This window comes from Mammaliicoccus sp. FSL K6-3158 (assembly GCF_038005105.1).
GTDB lineage: Bacteria > Bacillota > Bacilli > Staphylococcales > Staphylococcaceae > Mammaliicoccus > Mammaliicoccus sciuri.
Genome location: NZ_JBBOSL010000001.1, coordinates 2,284,359 through 2,301,395, shown reverse-complemented (window position 1 = coordinate 2,301,395; position 17,037 = coordinate 2,284,359). Strand labels below are relative to the sequence as shown.

The following is a 17,037-nucleotide window of genomic DNA, read 5'->3' as shown; positions in this document are numbered from 1 at the left end:
ATATAAGGACGGGTGAATAAAGATGTTCTTAACATTATTATATTTAGTAATAGTGATTGTTATTGTATTTTACTTAAAGCGAATCGTTTTAGGTGAATTGAGAAAAGAGAAAAATAAGCAAAGTTTTGCGTATTTATATATTGGATTTGCCGTTACAATTGTTTTTGTAGGCTTATTTGTAAATCAATTAACACATGTATTTATTGATTTAACAGATGTATTTTATCGTAAATAATGATGCTTTATATATAGCAGAATAGAATGAGGTGTCTTAAATGCGCATATATCCTAAGGGCGATTCTGCATTAACTGTAATGAGCGATCGTGAACCTTCGAGACAGCTAACGCATGAAATTAATGAATTTAGATTAGAAATATTAAATCAAGATATGCCTTTTATAGATGAGGTTATACCAAGCGAAAATAGTTTGATGGTTGTGTATCATCCATATAGCATGATGATGAATCACAATATTAATGAGCCATTTAAATATATGACTGAATTTGTAGAACGTATTATTTATCAGAAAAAACAAGACATTAATGATAGAGAAGTTATAAAGGAATCGATTATGATAGATGTTATTGTGGGTGGCGAATATGGTCCAGATTTCGATACTTTAACTGACTTGTCAGAAGAAGAACAAAGTCAAGTGCTGGAATCTAGAACTTATTTTGTTTCAATGATAGGTCATACACCAGGATGTCCTTATTTATCTGGATTAAGTCATCGATTGCATTCAGGTAATGCACAGTTCAAACATTTTATCCCTAAAGGATCATTGTGTATTGAAAGAGATAAATTATTTATTACGACAACTGATACAAGTGGTGAATGGCCAGTCATTGGTTGGACGAATATTGAAATATACGATAGACAAAATAATGTTTGTAAGCTTAATTTTGGTGATGATGTCATCTTAAATATTGTAGATCAACTACAAAGCAAGGATGGAGGGTATAAGCCATGTCATTAATTATTCGAGAAGCTGGACTATACTCTTCGATTCAAGATTTAGGAAGGCAAAAACAGCAACATATTGGTATTGTTAAAAATGGCTCAATCGATCAATTAAACCATAGACTCGCTAATATGCTTGTTGGTAATGAAGAAGGCGAAGCTATAATCGAAATGACGATTAAGTTGCCATCTATTCAATTTACAGAACCAACTTTAATTGCATTTACAGGGGCTAACTTCCCAGCATTTGTAGATGGTAAGAAAATAGCACCATATAAAATTCATTTGATGGACAAAGGTGAAGTATTAAAATTTGGCGAAGCTTCAAAAGGTACGAGAGGTTATTTAGCAATTGCAGGTGGTATTGTTGCTGAAGAATGGTTAGGTTCAAAATCTACGAGTATCCGCTTAGAAATGGGTGGCTACCACGGTCGTACTTTACAAGCAGGCGATGAAATCGAAATTTGCCGTAACTACACCCCTTTACAAAAAAAGCTATTTGAAAATCTAGAAGAATGCAAAACAGCTTCATGGGGCGTAGACCAATATACGTTAGCCTTAAATTATTTAACAGATATATTCCATGTTATATCGGGAGAAGGTATGACACACTTTAATGAAGCAGAGATTAAGCATCTTGAGAGCCAAGTTTATAAAGTATCTAATCGCTTTAATCGAACAGGATTAACATTAGAAGGAAACTCCGTTATTAATCGTAGAATCGTCGATCAGTCATTTTTAAGTGTTAAAAAAGGTACTGTTCTATTAAATGAAGGGAATCAACCGGTCGTGATGTTGAATGATCATCAATCATTATCCAGTTATCCTCAAATTGGAACAATTGCTTCTTATCATATCGATAAATTAGCACAAAAAAAGCAAGGTTCAAAACTCATCTTTAAGAAAATAACAATACAAGAAGCGGAACGCAATATGAGAAAACATGCTCAATTCGTTAAGCAAATTAAAACCGGCATCAGATATAAATTAAATGAAGAATTAAACAAGTAATTTTCATGTGTGAATTGTGTCTATTGTGTGCACTTTTTACACATTTCTTATTTGTATTTTAGGTTTTTAGTTGAAATTTATTGTAAAATAGTATAAATTATAATACTGTACATTAAATATTACAAGAATATTACAACCTTCAATAATATGTAATGAAATAATAATGAAAATTGATATGAGTTGAGATACGGAGGAACGGTATGAAAACTAAAAATAGGAAGATAGGCGTCTTTACATTCTTCTTGCTAACGATTTTAGCAATAGCGTTAAAGACTTATTTTGCCTATTATGTAGATTTGTCACTCGGGGTAAAGGGACTCGTACAGAATTTAATTTTATTAATGAACCCATACAGCTTGATTGCGCTAATATTGAGCGTATTCTTATTCTTTAAGGGAAGAAAGTCGTTCTGGTTTATTTTTATCGCTGGATTTGTACTATCGTTCTTACTATATGCGAACGTCGTGTACTTTAGATTCTTTTCAGATTTCTTAACATTTAGTACTTTGAATCAAGTAAGCAACGTAGAATCAATGTCTGGTGCGGTATATAGTTCATTCTCTTGGTACGATTTTATATATTTCACAGATACGATCATATTCTTATTTGTGTTGATCTTTAAGAGAAATAATTTATCAGTAAAAGCATTTCCAAAGAAATTTGTCCCAGTTGTTATGGGTGTAGCAGTAGCACTATTTTTCCTAAACTTAGCATTTGCTGAATCAGATAGACCAGAATTATTAACACGTACATTTGACCATAAATATTTAGTTAAATATTTAGGACCTTATAACTTTACGGTTTATGATGGGGTTAAAACGATTCAAAATAATTCGCAAAAAGCATTGGCAAGTGAAGATGATTTAACACAAGTTAAAAATTATACAAAACAGAAGTATCAAGAACCTAACAAAGAAACGTTTGGTATCGCTAAAGACAAGAACGTTATTAAAATTCACTTAGAAAGTTTCCAATCATTCTTAATTAACTTCAAAGTTAATGGTGAAGAAGTAACACCTTATTTAAACTCTTTAGCTAAAGGTGATAAAGGTTACAAATACTATCCAAACTTCTTCCATCAAACGGGACAAGGTAAAACAGCCGATTCAGAGTTAACGATGGATAATAGTATTTTCGGTTTACCACAAGGTTCAGCATTCTCATTAAAAGGTGACAACACTTATCAATCACTACCAGCAATTTTAAATCAACAAGGTGGCTATGAAACATCAGTCATGCATGGTGATTACAAAACATTCTGGAACAGAGATCAAGTGTACAAGCATTTTGGTGTAGATAAGTTCTATGATGCAACTTATTATGATATGCAACAAAAAAACCTTGAAAACTTAGGCTTAAAAGATGAAGTATTCTTTGATGAATCTATTGCACATCTAAAAGAACAAAAACAACCATTCTATTCTCATTTAATTACGTTGACTAACCATTACCCATTCACATTGAGTAAAGAAGATGCAACGATTGAGAAACCAGACACAGGAAGTGCAACATTAGATGGTTATATTCAAACAGCTCGTTATTTAGATGAATCATTAGAAAAATTCATGACAGAACTTAAAAAAGAAGGTTTATATGATGATTCAGTAATCATCATATACGGAGACCACTATGGTATTTCTGAGAACCATAATAAAGCAATGGCTAATTTACTTGGTGAAGATGAAATCACTCCAGCTAAATTCATGGACTTAAACAGAACGCCATTCTTTATGAAAGTACCAGGTCTTAAAGGTGGCGTCGATGAAACATACGGTGGCCAAACAGATGTAATGCCTACACTATTAGACGTATTAGGTATTAAGTCAAACAACTACATTATGTTTGGTACAGACTTATTAGCTAAAGGACACGATCAAACAGTTGCATTTAGAAATGGTGACTTTATAACGCCAGAATATAAATCAATCGGTAGCACTGTGTACGACAATAAGACTAATAAACCTATGAAGACGAAACCTAAAGATTTAGAAGAAAATAAAAATAACGTCGAAAAAGAACTCGAATTATCAGACCAGTTATTACACGGAGACTTATTCAGGTTCTATGATAACCCTGACTTCAAGAAAGTTAAGCCATCAAACTATGAATACAAATCCGGTAACGGTTATCAAGAAAAATAATTATGAGTAGATAAGTACCACAAAATCATGAGATTTTGTGGTACTTTTTTATGTTGGAAATGGGAGATGTGAGAGTCTGAAAATATACTTTTTAGTGAGGAATATGGGTTAAAGTTGTAGTAAACTCACAAGATTGGTAAAGAGGTGAGTTAAAGTTGTAGTAAACTCACATCTTTTTCAAAAATATAAAATGATTATATAGAAATGAACACTTTTGATTATTTAAAAAACATCCAAGTCATAGCTTAACTTCCTAATAAAGCCAAGAGATCATCCAAGTCATGGCTTAACGCCTGAATAAAGCCAAGACATTCCCAAAATCATCGACATCTCTAATTCACCCAATCTACACAACGCCCATACCCCCAACCCTCAACACATTAATCAATGAAAAAATCCCAATCGTCCTCACGATTGGGATTTGTATTCTATCTAACCTAAAGCGACATCTAATATCATCATTATTGTGAATCCACCCATTAATCCTAATGTAGCTAAGTCAGTGTTATTACCTGACTGTGATTCGGGGATGAGCTCTTCTACAACAACAAATATCATTGCGCCGGCTGCGAATGCTAATGCATATGGTAATACTGGTGTAGCAATGATAACTAGTAATGCGCCTAGCATTGCGAATACGGGTTCAACTAATGCTGATGCTTGACCGTAGTTAAATTACTTCCATCTTGATAAACCTGAAGCACGGATTGGCATAGAGAGTGCTGCGCCTTCTGGAATGTTTTGTATACCGATACCGATTGCTAATCCGAGTGCGCCTAATAATGTTGCACCTTCGTTTCCAGTTGCAACACCACCGAAAGCAACACCGATGGCCATACCTTCTGGAATGTTATGCAATGTGATGGCTAAAAATAGCAAAGTGTTTTTGCCTAATTTAGTGTCAGGTCCTTCTACTCGCTGACTTTTATCAACTGCATTTTGGTGTGCATGGGGTATGACAAAGTCTAGTAGTCTAATAAACAATCCGCCTAATAGAAAGCCGATTGCTGCTGGTAACCAAGGCATTGCTGAATGTGAACTTTGTTCTATAGAAGGTTGTAATAAAGACCAAAAACTAGCTGCAATCATGACACCTGCAGCGAAACCTTGCATTGTATTGATAACCTTTGTGTCTATATTTTTGAACAAGTAAACGAACGATGCACCGAATGCTGTTAATAGCCATGTGATGATACCTGCGAATAATGCTTGCAAGTATGGTGGTAGTTCTGTAAAAATCTGTTGCATAGTTTTTGCTCCTTCATATCTTTTGTGTGAAAAAAAGTGTATAATATATTAATTGAAAACTGAGAATACTAAAGGATGTTAATTCATGGAAGCATATAAAATTGAAAAACTTAATAAGCAATATGGTGACAAAATTATTTTTAATGATTTAGATTTATCCATTTCTTACAAAGAACGCATTGGTTTAGTTGGAATCAATGGAACAGGGAAAAGTACTTTGCTTAAAGTTATTGCAAATATTGATGATGATTATGATGCGAAGACATCTTATCCTAACCAATACCAAATTGCATATGCAAGCCAAAAGCCTGAACTTGATGAATCTTTAACTGTAATCGATGAAGTGTTAAATAACGAAACTGAATTGACGAAAGTGATTTCTAAATACGAAAATGCTTTAAATCAATATCAACAGACGGGTGAATCTAAAGATTTAGATCTTATGATGAAATATCAAACTGATATGGATCGACTAAATGCATGGGATTATAGTGCGGACGTTAAAACTATTCTATCAAAACTAGGTATAAATGACTATCTTAAAAAAATAGCTACATTAAGTGGTGGTCAGAAAAAAAGAGTTGCACTAGCAAAAGAATTAATACGTAAACCAGATTTATTATTATTAGATGAACCGACAAACCATTTAGACATTGAAGGAATTGAATGGCTCGTTAACTATATTAAACAATATCCCCATACAATCATGTTTGTTACACATGATCGTCATTTCTTAAATCAAGTTTCTACAAGAATTGTTGAACTTTCAAATGGTAAACTTACAAGTTATCCAGGTAATTATGAAGCGTATATTGAAGCAAGAGCTGAAAAAGAAGAGATTGAAGCACAACAACATGTTAAAAAGAAAGCGCTGTATAAACAAGAATTGCATTGGATGAGACAAGGTGCTAAAGCTAGATCAACGAAACAACAAGCAAGAATACAACGATTTAATACGTTAGAAGAAGATTTATCAAATAGAAAAACACAAGGTGAAGCAAGTTTGAATTTAGCGCATGCTCGTCTCGGTAAACAAGTATTTGAGTTAGACGATATTTCTAAATCTGTTGGAGATAGAAAATTATTTGAACACTTTACAACGATTATTCAAAAAGGCGATAGAATTGGTATTGTTGGAGAAAACGGCGCAGGTAAAACGACATTACTCAATATTATTAGTGGCTTAGATCAAACATTTGAAGGTAATCTCATTACAGGTCAAACTGTGAAAATTGCTTATTTTAAACAGCAAGACGAAAGTTTAACTTCAGATAAGAGAATGATTGATTATTTAAGAGAAGAAAGTGAAGTTGCTAAAGAAAAAGATGGCACAGTTGTATCTGTAACGCAGTTGTTAGAAAGATTTCTATTCCCAAGTCAGACGCATGGCACTCAAATTAATAAATTATCAGGTGGAGAACAAAAACGTTTATATTTACTAAAACTATTAGTTCACGAACCAAATGTATTAATTCTTGATGAGCCAACAAACGATTTAGATACTGAAACTTTAACAATATTAGAAGCTTATATTAATGAGTTCGGTGGAACGGTTATAACGGTAAGTCATGATAGATATTTCTTAAATAAAGTGGCAAATAAATATTGGTATATCCATGATAAGCAAATCGAACCTATGTTAGGTACATTTGAAGATTATTTAGAATATAAAAGAGAGATTGAGAAAAAAGCAACACAACAACATAAAGAAGTTCAAAAAACAGAAACGAAACCTAAGACTTCTGTAAGATTATCGTTTAAAGAAAAGCGTGAACTAGAACAACTTGAGAAAAATATTGAATATATAGAAACAAGATTAGAAGAAATCGACCAAGAAATGGTTGAACATGCTACAAATTATGAAAAATTAAATGAACTCGCAAATGAAAAGACATCAATTGAAACGCAATATGAAGAAGATTATATGCGTTGGTCATCCTTATCAGACAGATTATAAGCGTATAGAGGTGTATATATAGATGCAAAATATTTTAAAAGAGTATTTCGGATATCAACAATTTAGAGATGGACAGAAAGAAATTATTGATAAAGTTATTGATCATCGTCCCACTTTAGGTGTTATGCCAACAGGTGGCGGTAAATCGATTTGTTATCAAGTGCCGGGTCTATATTTAGATGGATTAACGATTGTGATTAGTCCATTGATTTCATTAATGAAAGACCAAGTTGATAGCTTGAGATCGATGGGAATCAAAGCTGAATTTTTAAACAGTACTTTAACAGCTAAAGAGAAAAAAAGAGTAGAGAATGAACTTGTCTCAGGACAGTTGAAATTTCTATATATTGCACCTGAAAGATTTAATCAACCACAATTTATACAAATGTTGAATAAATGTAATGTACAGCTCATCGCATTTGATGAAGCACATTGTATTTCGAAGTGGGGACATGATTTTAGACCAAGTTATCAAGAAGTAATTACACATGTTATGAGCTTGCCTCATTATTTTAGGGTGGTGGCATTAACAGCAACAGCCACTAAAGAAGTACAAGAAGATATCTCTCAAAAATTAGGAATTGCTGAAAGTGATATTGTTGAAACGTCTATTAAACGTGAGAACTTAACTTTTAAAGTGAACAATACATATCAGAGACTTAATTTTGTTAAAGATTATGTGAAGAAAAATATTAATCAATCAGGTATTATTTATTGTTCTACTAGAAAACAAGTTGAACAATTAAGTGAAACATTTGATGATTTAGAGATTAAAAATGTGATGTATCATGCAGGGCTACCAAAAGATGAACGAGAACGTGCACAACGTAAATTTATTGAAGATGATATCAAATTAGCAATTGCAACTAATGCTTTTGGTATGGGAATCGATAAATCAAATGTTAGATACGTGATTCATTATAATATGCCTCAAGATATCGAATCATATTATCAAGAGGCTGGTCGAGCTGGTCGTGATCAGTTAGACAGTGAATGTATCTTATTATTCTCAGACCGTGATATAGACCTTCAAAAATTCTTCATTTCTTCAAGTTCTGCAGATGATGAATACAAAGAAAAGCAAGGCGAAAAGCTTCGACAAATGATTCAATATACGAAGACGACTAAATGCTTAGAAGCGATGATGATTCATTACTTTAATCCTGATGAAAAATTAGAAGAGTGTGGCAGATGTTCTAGTTGTTTACAATCAGAAAAATCATATAACATGACAACTGAAGCACAAAAAATATTAAGTTGTATCGCGAGGTTAAAACAAAAAGAAAAACGTAATATGATAATACAAGTATTAAGAGGAGAACAAACACCTCAAATAACGTCTTTAGGATATGATGAACTCAGTACTTATGGTATTTTAAAAGACTATACGACGAATGAATGTCATCATTTGCTTGATGAATTACGTTATAAAGGCTATTTAAATGAACATAAAGAAATATTAAGTGTTGATCAAGAAGCGATGGATGTATTGCGTGGAAAAGTTGAAATTATGACAACACCATTTAAATCTAAACCGAAAGAAATCGTTGATATTCAAACGATTACAGATGTTGATAGATCATTGTTTAATCGATTAATAGAAGTTAGAAAAGATTTAAGTAAAGAATTAGAAGTTTCACCGCTTTCTATATTCTCTGACCAAATTTTAGAGCAATTTGCTAAACGATTACCTGAATCTAAAAAAGAAATGATTTTAATCGACGGTATTGGAAGTTATAAATTGAAACACTATTGTCCGATATTTATTGAAACCATTAAAAATTATAAACAACCCATTTAAGAAAGAATAGGCATTATATTTTGAAAATAGGGTAAATAATATAAAGGAAATTCTAGCACTGATAAAAAAGAGGAATGTGGTGTCTATTAATGATTAAGTTTGAAGCTGTTTCAAAGATATACGGGGATAAGAAAGCAGTAGATAATGTAAGTTTTAATATTAATGAAGGTGAATTTTTTGTACTTATAGGACCTTCTGGGTGTGGAAAGACTACAACACTTAAAATGATCAACAGGTTAATACCTTTATCAGAAGGATTTATATATTTTAACGATAAACCAATAAGTGAATATGATGTTGCGGAAATGCGATGGGACATTGGGTATGTTCTCCAACAAATAGCGCTTTTTCCGCATATGACGATTAAAGAAAATATCGCACAAGTACCAGAGATGAAGAAGTGGAAAAAGAAAGATATTGCGAATAGAGTAGATGAATTGCTAACTATGGTCGGTTTAGATCCTGAAACATATCGAGATAGATATCCAAGTGAGTTATCTGGAGGACAACAACAACGTATTGGCGTTATTCGTGCACTAGCTTCCGATCCGCCAGTTGTCTTAATGGATGAACCATTTAGTGCACTAGATCCAATTAGCAGAAAGAATTTACAAGATGATTTACTCGAACTTCAATCACAAATTAAAAAAACAATCGTCTTTGTAACACATGATATTGAAGAAGCAATGAAAATGGGAGACCGTATTTGTTTATTGAATCAAGGACATGTGGAACAAATTGGAACGACAGAAGACTTTATTCATCGCCCTAAGAATGATTTCGTAAAATCATTTATTGGTAATGTGGATGCGCATGTATTAAAGCAAGTGAAGTTAGGAGATATTGCGCAACCAATTTCAGAAGTAAATACGCATTCTATTGATCAATATCCTAAAGTTTCACCAGAACAAACGATTGACGACATATATGGATTATTAGCAGAACACGAAGCGATTGTGATGGATTCAGAAAATGCATCACCTAGCCATATTGTGACAAGACAATACGTGTTTAGTTATTTAGCTGAAAAGAATAGAGGTGTTTCTTCATGAATGCCTTAATCGAGACACTTTCAAGCCGTAAAGGGCAACTTTTAGAAACGTTAATTGAACATATTCAATTGTCATTTATTGCACTTTTAATTGCAGTCGTAATCGCAGTTCCGTTAGGTATATTACTGACAAAGACTAAAAAGTTAGCCGAAGTTATTATTAACATCGCAGCTGTATTACAAACAATACCATCTCTTGCTTTACTAGGTTTAATGATTCCGCTATTTGGTATAGGGCGAATACCGGCAATTATTGCACTTGTTATATACGCGTTATTACCAATATTAAGGAATACATATACCGGTATTAAAGAAGTAGATCCTTCATTGATTGAAGCGGCACGTGGTATAGGTATGAAGACTGGTAGAAGATTGTCTAAAGTTGAGTTACCACTTGCAATGCCAGTTATGATGGCTGGTATTCGAACAGCAATGGTATTAATCATTGGTACAGCAACATTAGCAGCTTTAATAGGTGCTGGTGGTCTAGGGGATTTAATATTATTAGGTATTGATAGAAATAATTCAACTCTTATATTACTTGGGGCAATTCCTGCAGCTATTTTAGCAATTTTCTTTGATGTATTTTTAAGAATTTTAGAAAGAATTTCATACAAGAAGTCTTTAATTATTCTTGGAACAATATTAGTCATATTCTTATTATCTGTAACGATACCTTTATTTGCTCAAAAAGGTGATAAAATCACATTAGCAGGTAAATTAGGATCTGAACCAGAAGTTATCACAAATATGTATAAGATTTTAATTGAAGAAGAAACTGACAACACTGTAGAAGTTAAAGCAGGTATGGGTAAGACATCTTTCCTATTTAATGCATTAAAGTCTGACGAAATAGATGGATATTTAGAATTCACAGGTACAGTTCTAGGTGAGTTAACGAAAGAAACACCGAAATCAACAACAGAACAAGAAGTATATAATCAAGCTAATAATAGTCTTGATAAAAAATTTGATATGCAATTGCTTGAACCGATGAAATATAATAATACGTATGCTTTAGCAGTTAAAAAAGAATATGCTGAAAAACATAATATTAAAACTATTTCAGATTTAAGTAAGGTAGAAGATGAAATTCGACCTGGTTTCACTTTAGAGTTTAATGACCGTGAAGATGGTTACAAAGGTATTCAAAAGAAATATGATTTAAACTTTAAAGATGTTAAAACTATGGAACCTAAATTAAGATATCAAGCACTTGAAAGTAACGATATTGATTTAATCGATGCATATTCAACAGATGCTGAGCTTAAAGAATATGGCATGGTTGTATTGGAAGATGACAAAAAATTATTCCCACCATACCAAGGTGCACCACTTATGAAAAAAGAAACAATTAAAGAGCATCCAGATGTAGTGAAAGCTATGAATAAACTAAAAGGCAAAATATCTGATGAAGAAATGCAAGAAATGAATTATAGAGTGACAATCAAGGATGAAGATGCTTATCAAGTCGCGAAAGAATATTTACAGAAGAATGACTTGATCGATTAAATACCATTGATTTATGAAAATGATTAGGTCTATAATACTAATAAATTAACAAACGGTAAATTTCGGTTTACCGTTTTTATAATTCAACTTGGAGGTCTAAAAATGAAGCAACAATTAAGTGAATTACAAGCATACCAACCGGGGTTATCTCCGAGACAATTAAAAGAAAAATACGGCATAGATGGAGACATGGTCAAACTTGCTTCAAATGAGAATTTATATGGTCCTTCACCAAATGTTAAAGAAGCAATCAAAGCTAATTTAGATGAATTATTCTACTATCCAGAAGTGAAACAATTTGAAGTGAAAGAAACATTAAGTACATTTCTCAATGTGAAAAAAGAACAAATATTCTTTGGTTCAGGTTTAGATGAAGTGATTATGATTATTTCAAGAGCAGTTCTTGAAAAAGATGATGAAATTTTAACGAGTGACATGACATTTGGACAGTATAGACATCATGCCATTATTGAAAGTGCTCAAGTTAAAACAACACCAATTAAAGATGGATATTTTGATTTAGATGCAATGTATGAACAAATTACAGATAAAACGAAACTGATTTGGATTTGTAATCCGAATAACCCAACAGGCACATATTTGCCTCATGATGCAATAGAAGCATTTATTCAAAAAGTACCAGATGATATTATCGTTTTAATAGATGAAGCATATATAGAATTTGCTGTTGCTGAAGACATGCCAAATAGCTTAGAATTGCTTTCAAAATATAATCAAGTCGTTGTCTTACGTACACTTTCTAAAGCATATGGATTAGCAGCACAACGTATTGGTTATGCAATCGCTAATGAATCATTATTAGACCAATTAGATATTGTCAGATTACCATTCAATGTAACATCACTTTCAGCTGTTGCAGCAGATGCCGCGATTAAAGATCAAGCATACTTAAAAGACATTACAACAAAGAATCGTCATGAAATTGAGAAATTCTTAAATGCACCTTTTAAAGAACATATTTACGATAGCCAAACGAACTTTATATACGTTAATACAGACGAACCTCAAGTATTATATGATTATTTAATAAAAGAAGGCTTTATCACAAGACCATTCCCAAATGGTGTACGTATTACGATGGGCTTTAGTGAACATAACGATAAGATGTTACAAGTATTAGAAGAATTCTTTAAAACACACAGTTCGTAATAAAGGAAAGGCATTGCGTTCTTTGGTATACTAGTAGACATTGATATATAAAGGAGAAGGTATAATGACGAAGCAAACAATTGGTATCGATATGGATGAAGTGCTAGCTGACACAATAAAAAAACTTTTAAGACGTTACAATGAAGAAACTTCTTCTAATGTTACTATGGAAGAACTTAAAGGTACTAAAATCCGTAATATGATGCCTGAACATCAAGGTATTTTGACAAGCATTTTAAGAGAAAATGGATTTTTTAGAGACTTAGAAGTATTTCCAGACGCTGTGGAAGTTGTACAGAAGTTAAATGAATACTATGACGTATATATTGTTACAGCAGCAATGGACGTACCAACATCATTTGCTGATAAATACGCTTGGCTAAGAGAACATATGCCATTCTTAGACCCTCAACACTTTGTATTTTGTGGAGATAAAGGTATCGTCAATACAGATTATTTAATTGATGATAATCCTAAACAACTAGAAAGCTTCAATAATCATTCTATTATGTATGCAGCAGATCATAATATTGATATTGATAAATGGCCAAAAGTTCAAAACTGGAAAGAAGTAGAAGCATATTTCTTTGGTGAAAACGGGGAATATAATAAACAACAAGAATCTTTATCAGAATCATATAAATAAAGTAAAAGACATCAGCTTGGGAAGCTGATGTCTTTTACTTTAATGTATGCCTTGCATAAGTTTTTTAATTTTTGGCGTCATTGATAATACAATAAGTGAAACGACAATTGCGATTGCGCCGATTAAGCCAAAGTAGTTCTGTTGTCCTAACGGCTCGATCAGTTTAACTAATTGTCCGTTAATACCTTGTGCTGTTGCATTCGTTAAGAACCAAAGACTAAGCATTTGTGCTGAAAAGGCTTTTGGTGCAAGTTTAACGGAAACACTTGATCCAGTAGGTGATAAACATAATTCCCCAATAACACATAGGAAGAAGCTTAATACTAACCAAATTGGATTCATCAGTTCAGCTTGTTGCATCATCATAGCAATCATCATAGCAATAAATGAAATACCAGCGAATGCTAAGCCAATTACAAATTTAAGTGGTGTAGAAGGATTGTATTTACCTAATTTTTGCCACAAGAATGAAATAACTGGTGCAAATAGAACAATGAAGATTGGGTTAATGGATTGGAACCAACCTGCTGGTATCACGAAATTAATACCATATGCATTTAAATCTAATTGTGTATGTTCTTGCGCGAATACACCAAGTACGTTTGATCCTTGTTCTTGAATACTCCAGAATAAAACAGAAGCTAAGAACAATGGTACATACGCAAGTAATCTTGATTTTTCTGTTTGATCTATATCAGGGCTTCTATACATAATTGTCCAGTATATAAATGGTATAACGATACCGATAATTAAAACGATTAAACTGATTGAATTAAATGTAAGATAACCTGTTAAATATAAAATAGCTAAAAGAATAACAATACCTATTGCACTATATGTAAACATTTTAGCGTATTTAACTTTTTCTTTATGATTGAGTGGGTTAGAAGGATAATTTTCAACTTCCCCAAGACTTCTTTTTTGGAATAGAATGTATGCTACTAAAGCTAAAAGCATACCGAAAGCTGCGATTGAGAATCCTTGGTGGAAACCAACGCTTACACGTACTTTGTCGATAATAAGTGGTGATAATAAAGCACCCATATTAACTGACATATAAAAGATAACAAAACCTGCATCTAATCTATTATCATTCTTATGATATAAACCACCTACAACATTTGAAATGTTAGGTTTCATAAGTCCCGAACCTACAATGATTAATATCATAGAAATAAGAAATGCACCTAAACCAAACGGTAAAGATAACACTAAATGACCTAGCATAATAAGTACTGCACCGTACATTAATGATCTACGAGAGCCAAGTAATCTATCAGCTACCCAACCACCTAATATACCTGTCATAAATATTAATGAACCATACATGGCCATAATTTGTTGAGCTGTAATTTTATCTAAACCTAGTCCACCTTGGCTGACAGTAAAGTATAAATAATACAGTAAAATTGCACGCATCCCATAATAACTAAAACGTTCCCAGAATTCTACAAAGAACAATATACCTAGGCCGCGAGGATGTCCAAAAAATCCATGTTGAGGGACAGTTTCAACCATTTCCTCTCGCGTCATTTTGCCCATAAAAAATCGCTTCCTTTCTAAACTTCCCCCGATTGTCAGGTAAGTTTAAAGAACATTTTAACCCTATATGTTAGTAAATTCAATAAAATTTTAATAAGTTCTAATATTGTGAATATTCTAAAATAATTAATATATCATTAAAAAGTATTTTTACACATATTAGTTAATTGTGTAACTCGTATTGTTGTGTGATAAGAGTGAAGCAGGGCTCTTGATGTTGGTATTAGGGACAGAATTCCGAGAAATGTCCGTAAGAGGTGCTGTTAGGGACAGAATTCCGAGAAATGTCCGTAAGAGGTGCTGTTAGGGACAGAATTCCGAGAAATGTCTCTTATTGAGCACATTCTAATTACCAGAATTCGAAATAATGGAAGTTACAGCATCCTAACTCCCACCAATCAGAACTTTCCCAATACTAAAAAAGGTAAGGGCAACTTTCGTTGCCCTTACCTGGTAAATGGCTAGATCTTATTTTACGCCGGCCATTAATGTTTTAATTTTTGGACTTGCTACAAGTAAGATGATTGAAATGATGATTGCGAATATACCTGAGTATAAGAAATAATCATTTGAACTAATACTTGTATAAATTTTTACCATTTGAGCATTCAAACCTTGAGCCATAGCATTTGATAAGAACCAAACACTCATCATTTGAGCTGTAAATGCTTTTGGTGCTAATTTAGTCGTTGTTGATAATGCGATTGGTGATATACAAAGTTCACCAAGTGTTACTAATAAGAAACTTGCGAATAACCAAACTGGGTTAATTAAAGTTGATGTGTCTGATAACGGAACGACCATAATAATATATGAAAGTCCTGCTAAGAATACACCTATAGCAAATTTATAAACAGTAGGTGGATTGAATTTACCTAATTTAACCCATAATACTGAGAACAATGGCGCTAAAATAATAATGAAGAATGGGTTAAGTGATTGGAACCATGCTGCTGGTATATTAAAATCAATTGCGCCACCTGTTAATTTAGCCATGCTTAATTGTGTCTTAGTATCTGCGAATTGTGCTAATACTGTAGAACCTTGCTCTTGAATCATCCAGAATGCTACTGCTGCAATGAATAATGGTATATATGCATATACACGTGTACGTTCATAATCTTCAGTCTTTTTACTTAATGAAATTTTCACGAAATAGTAAATTGGTAGAACAACACCAAGTACTGAAATAAAGTTTGCAAAATTAGGCAATGTTAATTGTCCGAATAGACTAAGGATGAAACAAACGATTGCGATAATTACGACAGTGATACCAACAATTTTGACCATTTTTTTCTTTTCAGAAGATGATAATGGATCAGGTACTTCAACGCCCGCTAAACCTAAATATTTCTTGTTTGTGATGAAATAAATAATTAAACCGATGAACATACCAACTGCTGCTACTGCAAAACCAGCATGGAAGCCTACGTTTACTTGTAACCAACCGATTAATAATGGTGAAATTAAAGCACCTAAGTTGATTGACATATAGAAAATAGTAAATGCTGAATCCATTCTTGGGTCATTCTTTTCATATAATAAACCTACTGTAGAAGAAATGTTTGGTTTCAATAATCCTGTACCAATAATTAAGAACAATAGCGCGATTAATAGCAATGTAAAATTATTTGGTAATGATAATAAGATGTGACCAATCATGATGAGTATTCCACCGTAGAATAATGCATGGCGTGTACCAGTAATTCTATCAGCAATCCATCCACCGATAACACCACTCATATAAACAAGTGCACCGTAGATTGAGACGATTTGTAGTGCTAAACCTTGATCAATACCAAAGCCGCCTTTTGCTACTGAATAGTAAATGTAGTAGGCAAGAATAGCCTTCATTCCATAATAACTAAATCTTTCCCAGAATTCGGTAAGGAATAGTGTAGCCAAGCCTTTAGGATGACCAAAGAAACCTGTACGTGGTGTACTTTGGATAATTTCCTCTTTAGTATAATGTTTGTTACCCATTTTTTACTTCCCCT

At 32.8% G+C, this 17,037-nt stretch carries 12 protein-coding genes and 1 pseudogene; 10 read left to right on the top strand and 3 right to left on the bottom strand.

The window, feature by feature from the left end; all coding sequences use genetic code 11:
• Positions 1 to 22: 22 nt before the first annotated feature.
• The 4 genes from MHH94_RS11620 to ltaS all read left to right on the top strand — a co-directional run bounded on the left by MHH94_RS11620 (position 23) and on the right by ltaS (position 4,113).
• Positions 23 to 235 (top strand): hypothetical protein, encoded by a 213-nt coding sequence (locus MHH94_RS11620; protein WP_058591631.1) that lies wholly within the window; start codon positions 23 to 25, stop codon positions 233 to 235.
• A gap of 40 nt (positions 236 to 275) precedes the next feature.
• Complete coding sequence (locus MHH94_RS11615; protein WP_058591630.1) at positions 276 to 977, top strand: carboxyltransferase domain-containing protein; 702 nt, start codon at positions 276 to 278, stop codon at positions 975 to 977.
• Positions 968 to 1,972: a 5-oxoprolinase subunit C family protein gene (locus tag MHH94_RS11610; protein WP_078355503.1), complete on the top strand. Its 1,005-nt coding sequence runs from the start codon at positions 968 to 970 to the stop codon at positions 1,970 to 1,972. Before MHH94_RS11615 ends, MHH94_RS11610 begins: the two co-directional genes overlap by 10 nt.
• Before the next feature lie 200 nt (positions 1,973 to 2,172).
• Positions 2,173 to 4,113, top strand: a complete 1,941-nt coding sequence (ltaS, locus tag MHH94_RS11605; protein WP_048539950.1) for a polyglycerol-phosphate lipoteichoic acid synthase LtaS — start codon at positions 2,173 to 2,175, stop codon at positions 4,111 to 4,113.
• A 432-nt stretch (positions 4,114 to 4,545) separates the two neighbouring features.
• Here ltaS and MHH94_RS11600 read toward each other — a convergent pair.
• Positions 4,546 to 5,361: pseudogene (locus MHH94_RS11600) on the bottom strand (ZIP family metal transporter).
• Positions 5,362 to 5,446: 85 nt separating this feature from the next.
• Between MHH94_RS11600 and MHH94_RS11595 the strand changes: the two are divergent.
• The 6 genes from MHH94_RS11595 to MHH94_RS11570 all read left to right on the top strand — a co-directional run bounded on the left by MHH94_RS11595 (position 5,447) and on the right by MHH94_RS11570 (position 13,498).
• Positions 5,447 to 7,318 (top strand): ABC-F family ATP-binding cassette domain-containing protein, encoded by a 1,872-nt coding sequence (locus MHH94_RS11595; RefSeq protein ID WP_078355504.1) that lies wholly within the window; start codon positions 5,447 to 5,449, stop codon positions 7,316 to 7,318.
• Positions 7,319 to 7,340: 22 nt separating this feature from the next.
• On the top strand, positions 7,341 to 9,119 hold the full coding sequence (gene recQ, locus MHH94_RS11590) for a DNA helicase RecQ (protein WP_340841185.1): 1,779 nt from the start codon (positions 7,341 to 7,343) through the stop codon (positions 9,117 to 9,119).
• 89 nt (positions 9,120 to 9,208) lie between these two features.
• Complete coding sequence (locus MHH94_RS11585; RefSeq protein WP_048539946.1) at positions 9,209 to 10,171, top strand: ABC transporter ATP-binding protein; 963 nt, start codon at positions 9,209 to 9,211, stop codon at positions 10,169 to 10,171.
• The gene (locus MHH94_RS11580; protein WP_078355506.1) at positions 10,168 to 11,682 is read left to right on the top strand and encodes an ABC transporter permease/substrate-binding protein; all 1,515 of its coding nucleotides are present in this window, start codon (positions 10,168 to 10,170) and stop codon (positions 11,680 to 11,682) included. The genes MHH94_RS11585 and MHH94_RS11580 overlap by 4 nt, the downstream gene beginning before the upstream one ends.
• Before the next feature lie 102 nt (positions 11,683 to 11,784).
• Positions 11,785 to 12,852 carry a histidinol-phosphate transaminase gene (gene hisC, locus MHH94_RS11575; RefSeq protein ID WP_058591625.1) on the top strand — a complete coding sequence of 356 codons (1,068 nt, stop codon included), beginning with the start codon at positions 11,785 to 11,787 and terminating at the stop codon, positions 12,850 to 12,852.
• 64 nt (positions 12,853 to 12,916) lie between these two features.
• Positions 12,917 to 13,498: a 5' nucleotidase, NT5C type gene (locus MHH94_RS11570; RefSeq protein ID WP_058591624.1), complete on the top strand. Its 582-nt coding sequence runs from the start codon at positions 12,917 to 12,919 to the stop codon at positions 13,496 to 13,498.
• Positions 13,499 to 13,537: 39 nt separating this feature from the next.
• On the opposite strand, the gene MHH94_RS11565 is transcribed toward MHH94_RS11570, so the two are convergent.
• Both MHH94_RS11565 and MHH94_RS11560 read right to left on the bottom strand, forming a co-directional pair.
• Positions 13,538 to 15,040, bottom strand: a complete 1,503-nt coding sequence (locus MHH94_RS11565) for a peptide MFS transporter (protein ID WP_078355508.1) — start codon at positions 15,038 to 15,040, stop codon at positions 13,538 to 13,540.
• 468 nt (positions 15,041 to 15,508) lie between these two features.
• On the bottom strand, positions 15,509 to 17,023 hold the full coding sequence (locus tag MHH94_RS11560) for a peptide MFS transporter (RefSeq protein ID WP_048539941.1): 1,515 nt from the start codon (positions 17,021 to 17,023) through the stop codon (positions 15,509 to 15,511).
• Positions 17,024 to 17,037: the final 14 nt, after the last annotated feature.